Raw genomic sequence first — 17097 nt, 5'->3', positions numbered from 1 at the left:
GATAATTTCAGTTATTTACTACTTGCTTATGTCGGAAAGTGACAGAAGAGGGGTAACTATTGAGCTAACCGGACGCAGATAACTTTTGGAACTCAAGTGATTGCCTTGATACTTTCCGGTATGACAACTTGTTAAGCAGCAGAAGTGCGAATATCACCAACCAATTTTTGCACCAATAGATTCATGAGCTTCAAGTCGTCTGAGAACAAAGTCATCTCTCAGACCAGCAGCAGTCTCTGGATTAACTTGGATTGTAATCCAATGTTTGCCTATAGCCGCAGAATTTTGCGGTATGGAGAGCAAATGTTTCTCAGGTTGTCCTGTAATCAAATCTTGATCGTCAATGTATCCAACAGGCGTTGGTAAAGGGGTTCCTGGTGTCCAGTCCCAGTAAATGGGATGCTTCTTGTTATCAAAAATCTCTACTTCAGTTGTAGTAACTACAAAAACAATAGGATCTGTTCTTTCAGAAACAAAAGTAACTGTGATAGGGATTTGTACAAGTAATCCAGCATACTGGGCATCCATGAATACGCCTGGGGTATCGCCAAGATGAAGCGCACCTGTCCAGACTATATAGTAAGGGTAAGAACTAGACATCTAATTCTCCGATGGTAAAAACTGCGATCTAGTCTAACGTGTTAGCAATTATTTTGACCAAAAATCTTGCCATCTATATCTTTCATACACTTGCGGCGATCGCCATTATGTTTTCTCCATTTGTAAAAACCCTGGGAAGAGATCCAAAGCCATCGGTGCATTATGATAAAGCAAGCAACGATAAATTTTCATTTTCATAAAATAACTCGATCGCGTTAAAATTATGACGTAGCAAATTTTCAACTTGTAATGTCGAACAGTTTCCAGCGCGAAGCCAAATAACTTTGGGTGGGTTCCCAAATACTAAGCTCAGGTCGTGCGTATCTGCATCTTTTGAGACAATCATCAAATTATTGTTTTTTGCATAATCCCAAACTATTGGGTCGATCGTTGCTTTCATGCCCACATCTCGAACGTGAAGCGAATTTGGGAAAAGATCACTCAAATGGCTTGGTAACTTAGGTGACAAGTTTTCATCAAAAAGTAATTTCATGCAGATAATGGAGCGGTCATAAACCGACGCTCACGGTCAGCAGCATAAGCAATGCAAGCTTTTAAATCTTCTCGCGTCAGATCGGGAAAATCGTCGAGAATTTCTGCTTCGGTCATCTCAGAAGCCAAGTACTCAAGCACTTCATAAACCGTAATTCGCAAGCCGCGTACACAAGGCTTACCACCGCGTTTATTTGGTTCGATCGTAATGTAGTTTCGGTAGTTCATAGTTGAAATTATCGACATTGTATTCTCGACCAAGGCACAATCTTAGATTATGCCTTGGTCATGTTTAAACATAGCAAAAATTCAAAGAGTGGTGATTGCCACCATCCTAAGACTAAGCGACTTAACGTTCCCAATCACCCGACGCAGACAATCTCGAACGCCTCACAAATCATCTCTCGGCGGTCGGGTACATTGGGGTTGCTAGACCCCCTTTTAGAAATCATCCCAACCTTCAATGCTAGAGGACATGACGTAACTGGTGACACTCGCCTCAAAGAAGTTTGCCTTAGTGTGAGCTTCTTTCTTAGTATCTGAAAAACGCTCCAAGTGAGCATAGGGGCTTTTCTTGTAGGTAGCTTCTGGAAATAATTGCTCTAAACCGATCGCCTTCAAGCGAGCATTTGCCAGATATTTTGTGTACTGTTCTGTACTGTTTGCCGTAATCCCCAGAATATCATCTCCAACAATATGTCCTGTCCACTTGCATTCATGCTCGACGGCTAGAGCAAACATTTCATAAATTTGTTCGCGGCTGTGGGGGAAAACTTGCATCGCTTCTGGAATCAATTTTTGATACAGCCGCACATGGGAGAGTTCATCCCGGTTAATCATTCTAAAGATATCGGCACTCCCAGACATGAGCATTCGTGATGACAGATTGTAGAAAAATATAAACCCATTGTAGAAATACAACCCTTCCAACAAATAATCTGCTAACAACGATACGAAATAATTCTCTGGTGTCGGATTATCGACATACTTTTGGTATAGTCCAGCGATGAATTCGCATCGTTCTTTGAGAATGCGATCGCTGCGCCAAAAATCATAGACGTGTGTACGGCGATCGCTCGGAATCACCGTCTCAATGATGTATTGATAAGACTGATTGTGCATCGCCTCTTGGGAAATTTGTTCTGCCATACACAATGCAATTTCTGGTGCAGTAACGCTGTTTTTGATGTGAGGCACATTACAGGTTTGCACTGAATCGAGAAACGTTAGATAACTAAGGATGCCATCAAATCCACGTCGTTCTCCAGGCGTAAGATTGACGTAATCTGTTACATCCTGAGTAATGTCTATTTTTTCAGGAATCCAAAAGTTCTCGCGCATTTGACGGTATAGAGACACAGCCCACGAGTAGCGAACGTCGTTTAATTGCATTAAGTTCGTAGTCTCCCCGAACCATATCAAACGGTTTCCTGTATCATCATTCCCGTTCGGATTGAAAACGGGATTAATCGGCATTAATGATTGTCTTGGTTGGTACATCTTTTAGTAGGGAGTAGGGAGTAGGGAGTGGGGAGTAGAGAGTAAGATTAAAAAAGATACATACAGTGATTTAGCATCTATGACAATTAATAGTTATCGGGATTTGAAAGTTTGGCAGTTGGGTATAAGCTTGACCAACCAAGTTTATCTATTAACACGAGATTTTCCTAAGTCTGAAACATATGGTTTGAGTAGCCAAATGCAACGGGCGGCGGTGTCGATCCCATCAAATTTGGCAGAAGGTCATGCTAGAGATTCAACACAAGAATTCCTGCGATTTATTGCGATCGCTTTCAGTTCTTTGGCGGAACTTGAAACCCAACTCATTGTAGCCGAACAATTGGAATACATAACCAATCCTAAACTCCAAGAAATCCTAACCAAAACTGACGAAATACAACGAATGCTTCGAGGTTTACAAAAATCCTTGAAAGCAAAGCTTTCTTAATCCCTACTCCCTACTCCCTACTCCCTAGTTAGCTTGCACAAGCAACACATTGCTCGTTCGATTCTTTAAAACTGTCCTTCTGTACAGTGCGAATATAGTAAATTGCTTTACAACCCAATTCCCAAGCCAGCATTAGGGTTTCAAAAATATCAACAGCTGTAAGAGAACGCTCTGGTTCGTCGGGGAAATAAACTCCAGCGTTGAGATTAAACAGTAGTTCCATTGAAATTCCTGTATCAATCCATTGTTGGATTGTAGCGATCGCCCGCACTACTTTTTTCTGATCAAATGTCTTATTTTCGACATAGAACCATAAATTATCCTGAATGTAAGGTGGTGCGATGGGTACTGAACCCTTTGCCCACTTTTCATAAAAGAATTTGCTGTAAACGGGTAAAACACTTGCTGTACAACCCTGAACTAAAGATGAAGAAGTATTGGGTGCGATCGCTGTAATGTGTGAATTGCGAATACCATGTTGTTTGATATCCTGACTCAATTTTGCGAAACGTTCTGGAAGAAGAGCGTGTTGCAAAAACCATTCCACAGATTTTGCTCCGATTAAATGTCCTTTGCTCCATTCACTACCCCCAAAAGCAGGATACGCACCCCGTTCCTTCGCTAATTCCATCGATGCTGCGGTGCAATAGTAACCGATGTCTTCAAATAAATCGCTGATTTTCTGAAGATGGGTATAAGTGAGACGACGTTTTGCTAACCAGTCGGCTAATCCCATACAGCCTACCCCAATTGTGCGATATTTGGCGTTATGAGTGGCACTGGCAGCAAAGGGTGCTGAGGTGAGTTCAATAGTGTTATCTAGTATACGTACTGAAATCTGACAAATCTCTGCTCGCTGCTCATCCTCTAAATTTGCGAGATTAATACTTACGAGATTACACGTATGACTCTCCTCTCCAGGTTTCACATTTGACCACGATTCTTGGCACAGATTTCCACCTGGAATATAGCCCTCATGCTGATTGGGATTAGCTCGGTTCGCGGTATCTTTAAACCATAGGTAAGGCATCCCGGTTTCTAACTGGGTTCGCATCACCTGTTTGAGTAAAAGACGAGCATTCACCCGTTTGTAAAGTGTAATCTCACTTTCTAAACTGGCTTCGATTTGAAGATAAGCCTTTTCAAATTCTTCACCCCAAACTTTTGCCAATTCAATGCCTAAACGAGTTCGTACCTCATAAGGATCAACTAACGTCCATTCTTCATCTGCTGCTACTCGCCGCATAAATTCGTCAGTGACAACCAGTTGCGGGAACACGTCATAAGCTTTGCGTCGCCCGTCCCCATTCTCTGTTTGCATTTCCAAAAATTCGGGCAAGTCCAAATGCCAAATATCCAGACTGACAGTGACAGCACCTGCTCTGCGTCCACCTTGATTAACTGCGATTGCTGTATCATTCAACAACTTAATCCAGGGAACCACGCCACCAGAGGCATTCTTCTTCCCCATCACCCAACTGCCAGTAGCCCGAATGCGAGACAGATTTACGCCCACACCGCCACCATTTTTGGAAATCCGAGCCGCATCATGAATACCATCAAAAATGCTTTCTAAATTGTCGTCCATCGCCGTAATGAAACAACTGGCTAGCGAACCATTAGGAATCCGCAAGTTCGCTAAAATGGGGGTTGCTAAGGATATTTGACGACGGGCGATCGCTTCATAAAATTGCTTTGCCCAGGTTAATCGAAACTCTTGTGTTTCCACGGAGGCAATCAATAACGCACAAGTTAAAAATGCTTCCTGTGGTAGCTCATTCGCCAAAAGATATCGCTTCGTCAGTAATACTGCTCCGGCATAATCATAGTCGGCATCCCAGTCAGGATTGATCCAAGTGTTGGCAATTTCTAATTCTGCGTCCGTGTAGATTAAGATGCGGCGATCGTATTCTCCTGACAAAACTTTGGAATGTACAGTCCGAGCATAATAACCGTACTGATAACCACGGCTAACTGTTATTTCTTTCCACAAACTCCAAATGTGTAATCGCCCTGCTACATAGCGCCAATCAGGTTCTTCAGGACTACACAAATCCAAAGCACAGCGAATTAAATTATCTTGAATTTCTCTTGTGGTAATTCCAGAACGCAATCGGGTTGTCAGATGTGCTTCTAGAGCAATAGAATTTGCTGAAAGTCCGCAACAAGCCCAATTAACCACTGTGCGAATTTTATTAATTTCTAACGCTGTTGTCGAACCATCGCGACAAACAACATAGATATCCGTTGTGGAGTCCTCAAAAAGTGTGGATGAAGCTTGCATACAAGATGTGTTGATGAATTGTAGAAAAATAATTGCAAAAATGAAAAATAATTGTTAACTAGGTTTGGTAAAAAAACATTTTCTATGTTGTTTGATTTGCTGACAACCAGTTAAGTAAATCTTCAATAGCTGTAAAATCCAATAAAGCTTCACCAAGTGATTCTAATTGCTCTAAAGAAAGAGTTTGAATGCGCTCCCGAACCTCTTGAGGTAACTCCCCTACCTGTTTTTGTAGTTGCTGTATTACAAGAGTTTGTCCTTGTTCCTGCTTTCCTTCTTCCTTCCCACGCTCGTAGCCAATGCGTTCGCCTGTGGTAATGTAGCTCATAGTCCGCTCCTGTTCAAATTGCTTAAACTCTTGCCAAAATTCTGCTTCCAAGGCTTTTGGTAAAATCATAACCCAATCAATAAATCGGTATAGGTTACGAATGTCCCTTTCCTGTAATCCTAATTCATACAATCGGCGAATTAAGCTAAATTTCCAAGTTTTACGTTCTCCTGGCTTTTTACTTGTTTGCTGTGTTTTCAAATGCGCCATGACTACGGTTGTAAATGGATTGTCACTGGCTTCTAATTCTGCCCAATTATTTTGATAATCTAATAGCTTGACGATGCCAAATTCAAAGTTAAGCCTGGTATCGGGGTAATTATAACTATATTGATTTGGTCGCCATGTCAGGTCAGTATCGCACAAAATCGCCAAACTAATGGCAGGTTTGGCAAATCTATCAAAAATTCGTAGGTTGTAGGAAAACATTCTTTCTGCAAAAATGTCTTCTGATTTTGCCTGAATTTCTACATGGATTAATAGCCAAATTTCTTTATCCTTGAATTTGCCATACTTTGACTAATTTATCTGCATATCGCCTACCAAGTTCTCCTTCACGAGCTATTTGCTGAAATTCCTTATCGAGAAATTCGTGGGGACGTTCCCAATTAATTAATGCTGCTGTTTGGGGGAAGAAAAATTGCATTCCTTGGGGGAAGTAAGCTTCTAAAATTTCTTTCCACGGACTATCATTATTTGCTCTTTCAAGTTCCTCAGTCATCAGTTGATTGGTAGATGGTGGACTGACAAATAAAAAATTTCGGACTTACGCCCAATTTGCTAACTTTTCTCTTTTTAGGCTTCGCCAACGAGAAAGCGGTTCGGTATGAGTTTCGCGAACGATAAATTAAGCTTTTTAACAATTTTTACGTAAGTCCTGAAAATGGTCTGTGGGACAATGCCAGCGCTATGTCAGCAAACGCTGGCAACCCGAAAAAGTTTGTTAGGTTGAAAAATTTCTATAAGAATTGCCCACTAAAAATCCAGAGCAAGTTTTGGTAAAGAATGAGACTTGCCCCGATTAATGACGAATGCCAGTATAGATCGACCATTGATTTTTATGCAAGCAAATCACAGTTGTGTTAGTATTCAGATGAATCTCGGTTCTAGTGGGGAACAGCCACTAGAGGAAAGGGGGAAAGTCCGGTGTAAATCCGGCGCTGTCCCGCAGCTGTAATCAAGGCTATGCAAGCCTTGTGAGTCAGAATGCCCGCCGAAGGTGACTTATAAATTTTGTACATCTGCGAGGCACAGATAAGTATTTTTATGAAGATTTCTACAACTACTCAGCTTTACGTTCTTATAGCCCCACATATCAAGACGCTACAGATTACGACTTTCTATGAGAGGGTAAGCGATTAATTTCCGATACAAGTTGTGTCTTTATATGCAGCGATCGCTATCAGCCACTCCCGATGAGAGTATCGCTTGAAATATAGTCACAGCAACAAAAAAACTCTGTATTAACTAACAGATAGAAGTTGTTCAAAACAGGTAAGAAATGGCGTGTATGACGTACATACCCCTGTGACAATACTGAACAAATACTTTCCCAATCACGCATAGAAATTGCTAAGTTACTAAATTCTTACTCGGTTAATTATCATGCCGAAATTCTATCTTCACCGAACTGGGAAGATTCCTACTGCTATTCATCCCTTTGTCAAACAAACGGCTCTCCCTCAAGGCAAATACAAGCCCAGTCTACTGCAAGGGAAAATTATTCAAGATGTTCAAAACATTGCAATGTCGATGTATCGGATGATTTATATTGCGATTGCCGACCTTGGGCGGTTAAGATATCGCGCGTCTAATTCGGGACGAGCAGCAATGAGCAAACCGTTAGATCGACTCAAATAGGTGTACAGGAGCGTTCAAAAAAATGTCAACTTTATTATATTTTATAATTGGTTTTTTTGTGCTTTTAGTGATTGGAATTGCGGCTTATCTCCTGACTGCCCGCAAGTATCAATCCTCAACCACAGTCGCCAATTCCTACGATCAATGGACACTTGACGGCATTGTAGAGTTTTATTGGGGGGAACACATTCACCTCGGTCACTACGGTTCGCCACCGCGAAGTAAGGATTTTTTAGCTGCTAAATCTGATTTTGTCCATGAAATGGTGAAATGGGGTGGAATAAAAAAATTACCTCCTGGTACTACTGTCTTAGATGTTGGCTGTGGGATTGGGGGTAGCAGCCGGATTTTAGCGCGGGATTATGGGTTTGCTGTCACAGGGATTACGATTAGCCCACAGCAGGTAAAGCGTGCCCAGGAGTTAACACCCCTTGGGCTAAACGTCCAGTTTGCGGTCGATGATGCAATGGCATTGTCGTTTACAGATGCCAGTTTTGATGTAGTCTGGTCGATTGAAGCAGGCCCCCACATGCCAGATAAAACCGTTTTTGCCAGAGAATTAATGCGGGTGCTAAAGCCTGGTGGAGTGTTGGTTGTAGCTGACTGGAATCAGAGGGATGACCGCCAAAAGCCGCTAAATTTTTGGGAGAAATCAGTAATGCGGCAACTGATCGAGCAGTGGTCTCATCCAGCTTTTTCCAGTATTGAAGGCTTTTCTGAGCTTTTGGCGGGGACAGAATTAGTTGATGGGGAGGTAATTACGGCAGACTGGACTCAAGAAACCCTTCCTTCTTGGTTCGATTCGATTTGGCAAGGAGTGGCTCGACCAGAGGGATTGGTGCGTTTTGGACTGTCTGGTTTTGTCAAGTCTGTGCGCGAAGTACCGACGCTTTTACTAATGCGTTTGGCGTTTGGTGCAGGGTTGTGTCGATTTGGAATGTTCCGCGCTGTGCGGGCAAACTCACGCACAGAATTGATGGACAGAAACTTTGCCAACCAAAATCCCTCAAGCTTGATTAGGTAGTGATCGCAATTAGTGATGAATATTTGGATTTTAACGCTGGCAACATTGCATGATATCTGCGGTTAAAACTTTTTTCTTGCGATCGCAAGATTAATCAACAAACGACACACTTTATATGCAAAAAATTCCCGTCACAGTAATTACAGGATTTCTCGGCGCAGGAAAAACGACGTTAATTCGCCATTTACTGCAAAACAATGAGGGACGACGCATTGCTGTTTTGGTAAATGAATTTGGGGAAATCGGAATTGATGGCGAACTTTTGCGTGATTGCCGAGTTTGTGACGATGAAGAAGATTCCAACAGTAATATTGTTGAACTCACCAACGGTTGTCTGTGCTGTACGGTGCAAGAGGAATTCCTCCCCGCGATGCAAGAATTACTTCAACGACGCGATCGCCTTGACTGTATGTTAATTGAAACCTCTGGACTAGCACTACCAAAACCATTAGTGCAAGCATTTCGCTGGCCGGAGATTCGCACAGGCGCTACAGTGGACAGCGTAATTACTGTGGTGGACTGTGAAGCTTTAGCAACTAATCAATATGTAGGCGATTTAGCAGCCCTCTTAGCACAACGACAAGCCGACTCTAGCCTAGAACACGAAACACCTATTGAGGAACTGTTTGAAGATCAGCTGGCTTGTGCTGATCTAGTATTGCTGACTAAGAGCGATCGCGTTGATGAAAAAACGCAAGTTAGGGTGCAAGAATGGCTAAAGCAGAACTTATCCCCTGGTGTAAAAGTCATTCCTTGTCAGGATGGTAAAATCAGTGGCGATGTGTTGCTTGGTTTCAACGCTGCGGTAGAAGACAACTTAGATAGTCGTCCCAGTCACCACGACAACGAAGCTGAACACGAACATGATGAAGGGATTAATGCAGTACAACTACTTTTAGACCAAGCATTTGAGCCGTCTGTCTTAGTCAAACGCTTGCAAACATTGGTGCAACAGCAAGAAATTTATCGAATTAAGGGATTTGTAGCAGTTCCGAACAAAGCCATGCGTCTAGTATTACAGGGTGTCGGTAATCGATTTGACTATTTTTACGATCGGACTTGGCAACCCCACGAACCCCGTCAAACGCGATTAGTGTTGATTGGACGAGAGCTTGAGCAGGTTCGCATTGAATCATTGGTGTTGGGGGAGGAAGTCAATGCGACCATCCAATAGTGTTTGGCAAGGAAATTTTGGCTACTGGCAAAACAACTTTATCCATAATAATCTCCTGGTAATCGGTTACACAGGATGGAAAGGATTTCAGTCATTTGGGCGGGGAGTTGTTATTTGTGATGTGGATACTAAAGTTACTCACCCTACAAATACAAGTCTTGATATAGTTCCCTTCACCCTGCAATTTCTACCCTCCGATTTGATTGGGTTTTACTTACGTTCGTTTCAAGATTGCGGATTTATATCACAATCAATCTGCTCATCGATGATTTCATCAATTTCCCCCGCGATCGCAACATACAATCCCTATCAAGATATTCTTCTGGTGCTAAAGGCTGAACCTCAGATTGAGGTTAATTTTTTACACCAACTAAAAATTACTCCACCCGATTGCTACGAACAAGTTTGCAAGCGATGGTCAGAATTTAAACCAAGCTTAATGCCCTAATACTTACTTTAGTCCTCAATGCTCAAGCCAAAATCAAGCAATATTCCCAAAGCAACTCGCTACCAAAATGCAGCGATAGATTATTACATGGGACTCACAAATTCCGACTATCTCCATTACGGGTATTGGGAACCACTACCTACTCATGGTGAAGAATTAACTCTAACTCGTCTGCGTGTGGCGCAGGAAAGCTATGCAGCCAAACTTTTGAGTTTTATCCCACAAGGGATAAAAACTGTGCTTGACGTAGGCTGCGGGATTGGTGGTAATGCAGCATATTTGTGCTCACGCGGTTTCAGTGTTGAGGGATTAGCACCCGACGCACTCCAGCAAGAGAGATTTATTCAAAATACCAACGGTCAAGTACCTTTTTACTTAACGAGATTTGAAGATTTTCACAAATCATACTCCTACGACTTAATTCTGTTCAGTGAAAGCAGCCAATATATTGCTGCTCTCGATTTAGCTCAAGGTGCGGCTCGTTTATTAAGTAATGGTGGCTACCTGCTGCTTGCAGACATGATGCGTTTCGATGCCGAATACCAAGAAGGTATTTTTTCTAATTGTCATATCGCCAGTGAGCTTCAAACCGCGTTGATACAGACTGGATTCAAGTTAATTAAGACTGAGGACATCTCCACTCAAGTTGCACCAACGATTGACTTGTGTGTTGATAACTTCCGTACTTTTGGGCTGACTACAGTTAAATATATTGCTGATGTTGTGGCGATCGCACTCCCACCATTATACTCACTCGGTCGTTGGGCATTTAAGCGCTGGCTAGAAAAGTTAGTTGTCGAGGGATTAGCAGCACGCGCAATTTTTGAGAGCTATTTATGTTATGAAGTTCAACTCTGGCAGTTATCAAAAGGAGTTTAATCGAAATGACCCCAGAAATAAACACCCAAGATTGGCAACAAGCTTTTATCGCCACCAATATATTAGCAATTGGTTACAACGCTTGGGTCGGTTATTTAGGAGGAGACCGTGGTGTCGTGATTTGCAGCACCAATTCTCCGCATTTAAGTATGGCTGGCGAAACATTTAAAGCGCATTTTATCCCGCGTAAAAATCTTGCAGCTTTCTTAAATGCTTGGTTAGCATCACCCGATACCGTACTATTACAAAAACACTTCATGAATGCTCATATTCTCGAAGCTGTAGATAAGTATAATCCCCAAAAAGATGTAGTATTTTTGTTGGAGTATGGTCATCAAGCTGGGTTTTTCTATTTAACTAAATTACCAATTACACCACCCCAATGTTACCAAACTGTATGCAAAGAATGGACAGAATTCCAACCTCAGCACACCCTCTCAATAAAAGTAAAAACACAATGAGACTCATCTAAAATAAAAAAATTAGCTTTCTGTAAATTGCGATTTATAGAGCTTTCATAGCAAAGTTCAAGCTTCAAAAACCCCAATCTTAAAAACTTCAAAATTATTGATCCTAATACTGGGTAATTAGATTTCATCTATTTACCCAATTTCCATGTATTTATAATTAATGAATGCTCTTGAGTAAATGTAAAAAATCATTAATAAACTCTCATGATTACTGCTGGATATATTGATATTTATTGATGAGATAATTAAAATCTAATTTTGATGGGGTAAAAATAGCGAAGACACATTTTACCGCCACGCAACGCTGAAAAACCTTGCTGTGAAAGAGTTACAGAAATAAAATCTCTCTTAGTACCAAAAAACGGAGAAAAAGCTTATTTTGGCTGTACCAGTAAAAGTCTAAGTTATCTGGCACAGGTTTTTGTCACGTAGCCACAAGAGTTTCAGGTTCTAAAAATTAGAGGGGTTCAAATGGGCATCATCGTGCCAAAACGGGAAAATTGTACGCTAAAGCTGAAAGTCTTTGTCTGTCTATATTTGGGGCGTTATTTTTTTGATGGTGCAGAGTACTACCAATATTCTGCACCATCTTCCAAGACTAATTCGAGTCAAAAGTGATAAATACAGGTATGCCATTTGCTCAAAACAAAAACCTCTTAGTGCTGTTAGGACAGACTGTGGCATTTTTGCCAGTAGACCACCTAGATTGCTGGCAACGTTTCGAGCAGACCTTGGGAACAAAAGTAGCCGGTTCATAATCAGAACAGTTTAGCGCCTCTTCTGTTAGTGCTTTTACTGGATGCACTGTGCATTTAAGGCGATAATCTCCTGTGAAAAAAGCGCAGCGATTGCAAGGAATTTGATGTAGCCTACGAAGTCGAACAGCAGCATCTTGAGCGGCCTTCCAGAGACTCCAAAGAAATAGACCTAATAATGACCAAGTGCAAAAGCAATAGAGAGGAAATGCGCTTCGCTTGATGATTTCACTGATAAACAGTTGCAGCATTATTTACCCTTAATTCATCGTCAATTAACTAAGAAATTTTGTTTAAAGTTTCAGACTGGAACAAAGTGAATTCGACTGCTGTAAAGATTCCCAAAAGTTAAGGATTTGTTCTCCCACCAGCTGAGGCTGGAAGAAGTGAAAAAAATGTCCTCCTTCTGAACACGACCATAGGCGATCGCCCTCTTTCAAATACGGTTGCCATCCTTGCAGAGCATCGTATTCTACAACAATGTCGTTCAAGCTACCACAAACCATTAAGGGTACTGGGACTGAATCTGGAGGCAGACTCAGTCGTTGAAACAGAGAGTTCGGTGAGAGAGAGCAATCTAAGTCGCGCCTCAACAGCTTTACTAAACGGTTGATAGTGTGTTCATTGTGATAGCCAAACAAGTTGTAAACCATCGTCGTCAGAGTCTTTTGGCGACTTAAATGCTGGCAATGGACATAGTAATGAGCCTGCCAATCAACGCCTGGATCAACACCCACAGCTAACAACGTTAAAGACTTGATGTCTGCTGGATATAAACGGGCATAGACTAGCCCTAGTAATCCTCCAGTGCCATGACCGATAAGATGAACTCTTCGATTGCAGGATTTGAGATAGTAATGGAGCCGGAAAATAGCTACATCTAGAGAACTCGGCTCATCTTGACTTTGATAATATTCCCACTGTTGCATTCTCGCTGAGTGTGACATCTGACACAAGAGCGGTTCAGCAAAGTATTGCAAACTAGGACTTGTATTTAACCACAGGGCATTTAGCTTCTTAGACATTAAAATTTCCTTCCCAAAAATTATGAGTACTGGGATTAACGATTAGTAGTCAGTAAGTTCGACTAACTACTAATCGCTGATTACTAACGCCGTTAGGACTACAAACCAAATCCTTTGTTGAGTTACACAGTCTTTTCTTTAAAATGAGTTGATAGCGATCGCACTAAATACAGCAACACTAGTCAATAGCAGATAAGCGAAAATTGCTCCACCAATCCCACCAATCAGAAAACCCTCAGTAAATTGACTCCATTTTTCAGTAGAATTGAGAGTCTGTGGCACTTTGGGAACTATTGCAACCGTTATTGGTCGTGGATAGGCTTCTTGCTGTCTGACAAAAGTGGTAGTGCCATAAATCGAAAAACCAATTGTCAGGATAACAATCAAACTGCCTGCGGCCAGTAAGCCAACTAAATTACCCACATTAGAATTGCGTAATGAACCTAATGAAGCTAATGTGACAAACGGACCAACTAACCAGTAACCATGAGCCATGCCAATTTCCAATCCCCGTGAAAGAGGAGAGATACCAGGGCGGTAAATTGGCAAGTATTTGAGAAACTTTAGCGTCAAATCAGAAGAGTTGACTAACCTTGCTTGATTATTTTGGCGATTCACCTGTGGTGGTTGAACCATGTCACCATTTTTAAAATCAAATCCGCCTGCGATCGCCCGGGCGCGCAGCGCGTGCCAAATGTGACCTAGCAGGAATATGAGCGCTAAAACAAAATGGAAAGTTACCAACCAACCACGGCTAGAAACTATACCAGCAGAAGTTTCTATAACTTTAACCGGACCATAGAAAACTTCAGGATAGACGGTGTTATTGACTGACGCAAAGTATGCCGCCAAGAAGCCCATGTATGCTACAGCACCAATGCTGTAAGACAGATACGCTTCCCCTGAGTAAATCAAAACTCGTCGCGCCCAGGCAAATGGTTGAGTCAAAATGTGGAAAATGCCACCGCCAATTAACATCAAACCAACCCAAATGTGACCACCGACAACATCTTCTAAGTTATCGACAGCTGCCATTCCGTCTGATCCCCAAACTCCAAACAGGTAGCCAAAGATGCGGAATGGGTTGAGCGTGGGATGATTGATTACCCTTACGTCTCCACCGCCAGCTGCCCAGGGGTCAAACAGTCCACCCCAAAACATCGCTTTAGCAACTAAAGCCAAAGCACCCAAACCTAAAAGTGTCAGGTGAATGCCCAAGATTGTTGTCATCTTGTCCTTATCTTTCCAGTCATAGCCAAAAAAGCCAGCCCAAGTCGGATTGTCTTCTAAAACCTCTGGCCCCAGCAGGGAATGGTAAATACCACCGGCTGCCAGAATAACTGAAGGGATAAGGTGCAAGACGCTGATTACAAAGTAGGGATAGGTGCTAATGACTTGCCCACCAGCACCAACTCCAAGACCTAGAGTCGCTAGATGAGGCAGTATGATTAACCCTTGCTCATACATTGGCACATTAGGATTGAAGCGCGACAGTTCAAACAGCGTCATCCCTCCAGCCCATAACAAAATCAATGCAGAATGGGCAACATGAGCGCCTAGTAATTTGCCCGATAGATTAGTAAGACGAAAATTTCCAGCCCACCAGCCAACATCAGGTATTTGTTGCTTGTATGGGCTATCTTCAATTACTGCTGTCATTTTTGGTACTCCTTAAGAATTTTTGCAACTAAATTTAGTGAATGCTTAGGAGAAGTTGCAAATAATTTGCATTAACTTCAAATCAGCTAATCGGTTGTGGAATTACTGCCTCTTGACTCACCCTACCTTTGCGAAAATCGAACCCACGTGCCCGCAAGGCGTGCCAGATATGACCTTGGAGAAAGAAGAAAGCTAACCAAAAGTGAGCATTAGCTAACCAAGTCCGAGCAGTTACAAGGTCAGGGTCAGGTGATGAAAAGTACGGCACGATATTCTGCCTAACCACAAGTGCCGGGCCATAAAAAACTTCGGGATAAACAGTGGTGTTTACTGATACGTAGAGAGTTGCAATAAAGCCCATCAGTGCTAAAGCGCCCAGACTATAAGATAGGTAAGCTTCTCCAGACCAAACAAATATTGGATGCGTCCAGGTAAAGGGCTTAGTCACAATGTGGAAAAGTCCACCGAAAATCAATATCGCACCAACCCAAATGTGACCGCCAACCACGTCTTCGAGGTTGTCAACGCCAGCAATCCAGAATTTACTAATTGCCCCAAACAGATAGCCAAAAATCACTCCTGGATTCAGTGTGGGATTTGTAACTAACCTGACATTTTCCACATTTGGGTCATACAAGCCACCAAAGTACATTGCTTTGGCGACTAACAAGAATGCACCACAACCTAGTAAAACCAGATGAATACCAAGGATTGTGGTCATTTTGCCCGTATCTGACCAGTCGTAGCCGAAGAAGGGTACTCTGCCCTCTAATTTTTCAGGCCCACGCAGGGAATGAAAGATTCCTCCAAAGCCCAGAAAGGCTGAGGAAATCAGATGCAAAGCTCCAATTACGAAATAGGGATAAGTATCCACAACTGCACCATTTGAACCAACACCCCAACCTTCAGTAGCTAGGTGAGGTAGCAAAATTAAGCCTTGTGTGTACATCGGTTCTGCCGGATTAAAGTGGGCTAGCTCAAATAAAGTCATTGCTCCTGCCCAGAAAACGATCAGACCAGAATGAGCGACGTGAGCGCCTAGTAATTTCCCCGATAAGCTAGTGAGTCTGGCGTTACCAGCCCACCAAGGCGAGTCGGTAAGGTCTTGCTCCACCGACAGCGGACTTGTAGAAGTTGTCATTTCTTTTCTATTTGTTGAGAATTAAACTCAATAAGTTTAGAAAATAGCTTACACTAAAATTTAAATTAATGAAATAGATTTTCATTAAGGATTGGGAAAGATGGTCACAAACAGCTCACCAGAACCAGGAAATTTCTGCTCCTACTTGGGGTAAAAGTAGCCAAGGCGCATTTTGCCGCCATGCGTCGTCTGAAAATCATATCCAGACTATTACAAAGTGCTTAACCCATAAGTGTTTCAGCTTTTCTTAGTGCCATTCGACACTAGAGGGAGGGATTTTGTTCGTCAAGTTTCTCAGTTGGTATATACATACTTAGACCAACCAAAATTAACTCAGTCACCTTAATGAATGTAGATTAAAGGAAATGCAAAACTTCTGTTTTATAACCTCCCCAAAAATACGTTAGGAACGTAAGACACCTGACGAAATTAAATCTACAATGTCCCCAAAGTCCCCTTTACTAACAGTTAGGGGATTTACTTTACGCGTGTTATCTGTAGCACAAGTATAATTCCATGTCTAGTAAGTGATATAGAGAATCAAAATTGTTATCGACTGAATTTACATATATATAATAACTATGGTAATGTGACACATAACTGTCGGTTCTGATGGTGAGCAGCCATCAGGCGCAAGGGGGAAAGTTCGGTGTAAATCCGGCGCTGTCCCGCAGCTGTAATGAGACGAATAGAACGTGTCTCAAAGTCAGAATGCCCGCCGACTCACTCTAGACACAAAACATTTATCTGCGAGGCACAGATGATACATTTGATTAATAAATTTCATGGGTATAGATACTGTTTTAATCCAGTACCCTCTGCAAGTTTTACTAATTCGCTTCGCTGTTAGTAACGACACCCAATTTTGGGTTGTTCTGTAAGAATTTGGGTATTCATAAGGAATACCACAAGGTATTTTTTGCTATCCAAATAGTATCCACCATGATTTAGGTTTAGTAATAGACATGTCCTTAAAACAAAAGTTATGGAAAAATGATACAGAAATAAAA

Annotated in this window: 16 protein-coding genes, 1 pseudogene and 2 riboswitches; of the genes and pseudogenes, 8 read left to right on the top strand and 9 right to left on the bottom strand. The window is 42.0% G+C overall.

Annotated elements, in window-relative coordinates; all coding sequences use genetic code 11:
* Positions 1–153: 153 nt before the first annotated feature.
* The 4 genes from RMX89_RS33040 to RMX89_RS33025 form a co-directional block, all read right to left on the bottom strand.
* Complete coding sequence (locus tag RMX89_RS33040) at positions 154–600, bottom strand: hypothetical protein (RefSeq protein ID WP_322691933.1); 447 nt, start codon at positions 598–600, stop codon at positions 154–156.
* A 160-nt stretch (positions 601–760) separates the two neighbouring features.
* Entirely contained in the window at positions 761–1093 is a 333-nt protein-coding gene (locus RMX89_RS33035; protein ID WP_322691932.1) for a DUF5615 family PIN-like protein, read from the bottom strand.
* Positions 1090–1320 carry a DUF433 domain-containing protein gene (locus RMX89_RS33030; protein WP_106368350.1) on the bottom strand — a complete coding sequence of 77 codons (231 nt, stop codon included), beginning with the start codon at positions 1318–1320 and terminating at the stop codon, positions 1090–1092. The genes RMX89_RS33035 and RMX89_RS33030 overlap by 4 nt, the downstream gene beginning before the upstream one ends.
* Positions 1321–1533: 213 nt before the next feature.
* A complete protein-coding gene (locus RMX89_RS33025) occupies positions 1534–2568 on the bottom strand; it encodes a ribonucleotide-diphosphate reductase subunit beta (RefSeq protein WP_322691931.1) in 1035 nt (344 codons plus the stop codon).
* Between the two features lie 103 nt (positions 2569–2671).
* Between RMX89_RS33025 and RMX89_RS33020 the strand changes: the two genes are divergently transcribed.
* On the top strand, positions 2672–3040 hold the full coding sequence (locus RMX89_RS33020) for a four helix bundle protein (protein WP_322691930.1): 369 nt from the start codon (positions 2672–2674) through the stop codon (positions 3038–3040).
* Between the two features lie 28 nt (positions 3041–3068).
* Here the strand turns inward: RMX89_RS33020 and RMX89_RS33015 are convergent, their stop codons facing one another.
* Together RMX89_RS33015 and RMX89_RS33010 are read right to left on the bottom strand one after the other, a co-directional pair.
* Positions 3069–5324: a ribonucleoside-diphosphate reductase subunit alpha gene (locus tag RMX89_RS33015; RefSeq protein ID WP_322691929.1), complete on the bottom strand. Its 2256-nt coding sequence runs from the start codon at positions 5322–5324 to the stop codon at positions 3069–3071.
* An 82-nt stretch (positions 5325–5406) separates the two neighbouring features.
* Positions 5407–6373: pseudogene (locus RMX89_RS33010) on the bottom strand (DUF4351 domain-containing protein).
* Between the two features lie 363 nt (positions 6374–6736).
* A riboswitch (cobalamin riboswitch) is annotated at positions 6737–6885 on the top strand.
* A 372-nt stretch (positions 6886–7257) separates the two neighbouring features.
* On the opposite strand from RMX89_RS33010, the gene RMX89_RS33005 reads away from it, so the two are divergent.
* The 7 genes from RMX89_RS33005 (at position 7258) to RMX89_RS32975 (ending at position 12265) form a co-directional block, all read left to right on the top strand.
* A complete protein-coding gene (locus tag RMX89_RS33005; protein WP_322691928.1) occupies positions 7258–7512 on the top strand; it encodes a hypothetical protein in 255 nt (84 codons plus the stop codon).
* A 22-nt stretch (positions 7513–7534) separates the two neighbouring features.
* Positions 7535–8536, top strand: a complete 1002-nt coding sequence (locus RMX89_RS33000; RefSeq protein WP_322691927.1) for a methyltransferase domain-containing protein — start codon at positions 7535–7537, stop codon at positions 8534–8536.
* 115 nt (positions 8537–8651) lie between these two features.
* Positions 8652–9710, top strand: a complete 1059-nt coding sequence (gene cobW / locus RMX89_RS32995) for a cobalamin biosynthesis protein CobW (RefSeq protein WP_322691926.1) — start codon at positions 8652–8654, stop codon at positions 9708–9710.
* The gene (locus tag RMX89_RS32990) at positions 9694–10158 is read left to right on the top strand and encodes a hypothetical protein (RefSeq protein ID WP_322691925.1); all 465 of its coding nucleotides are present in this window, start codon (positions 9694–9696) and stop codon (positions 10156–10158) included. The genes cobW and RMX89_RS32990 overlap by 17 nt, the downstream gene beginning before the upstream one ends.
* An 18-nt stretch (positions 10159–10176) precedes the next feature.
* Positions 10177–11037 carry a class I SAM-dependent DNA methyltransferase gene (locus RMX89_RS32985; protein WP_322691924.1) on the top strand — a complete coding sequence of 287 codons (861 nt, stop codon included), beginning with the start codon at positions 10177–10179 and terminating at the stop codon, positions 11035–11037.
* A gap of 5 nt (positions 11038–11042) precedes the next feature.
* Positions 11043–11498 (top strand): hypothetical protein, encoded by a 456-nt coding sequence (locus RMX89_RS32980; RefSeq protein WP_322691923.1) that lies wholly within the window; start codon positions 11043–11045, stop codon positions 11496–11498.
* A 623-nt stretch (positions 11499–12121) separates the two neighbouring features.
* On the top strand, positions 12122–12265 hold the full coding sequence (locus RMX89_RS32975; RefSeq protein ID WP_322691922.1) for a hypothetical protein: 144 nt from the start codon (positions 12122–12124) through the stop codon (positions 12263–12265).
* 290 nt (positions 12266–12555) lie between these two features.
* Here RMX89_RS32975 and RMX89_RS32970 read toward each other — a convergent pair whose 3' ends face one another.
* The 3 genes from RMX89_RS32970 to RMX89_RS32960 all read right to left on the bottom strand — a co-directional run bounded on the left by RMX89_RS32970 (position 12556) and on the right by RMX89_RS32960 (position 16087).
* Complete coding sequence (locus RMX89_RS32970; RefSeq protein WP_322691921.1) at positions 12556–13287, bottom strand: alpha/beta hydrolase; 732 nt, start codon at positions 13285–13287, stop codon at positions 12556–12558.
* Positions 13288–13425: 138 nt separating this feature from the next.
* On the bottom strand, positions 13426–14946 hold the full coding sequence (locus RMX89_RS32965) for a chlorophyll a/b binding light-harvesting protein (protein ID WP_322691920.1): 1521 nt from the start codon (positions 14944–14946) through the stop codon (positions 13426–13428).
* Between the two features lie 82 nt (positions 14947–15028).
* Positions 15029–16087, bottom strand: a complete 1059-nt coding sequence (locus RMX89_RS32960; protein ID WP_322691919.1) for a chlorophyll a/b binding light-harvesting protein — start codon at positions 16085–16087, stop codon at positions 15029–15031.
* Positions 16088–16674: 587 nt separating this feature from the next.
* A riboswitch (cobalamin riboswitch) is annotated at positions 16675–16825 on the top strand.
* The last annotated feature ends 272 nt before the right edge of the window (positions 16826–17097 follow it).

The organism is Nostoc sp. DedSLP04 (genome assembly GCF_034530775.1).
Lineage (GTDB): Bacteria > Cyanobacteriota > Cyanobacteriia > Cyanobacteriales > Nostocaceae > Nostoc.
This window is presented reverse-complemented; position numbering and strand designations above follow the sequence as displayed.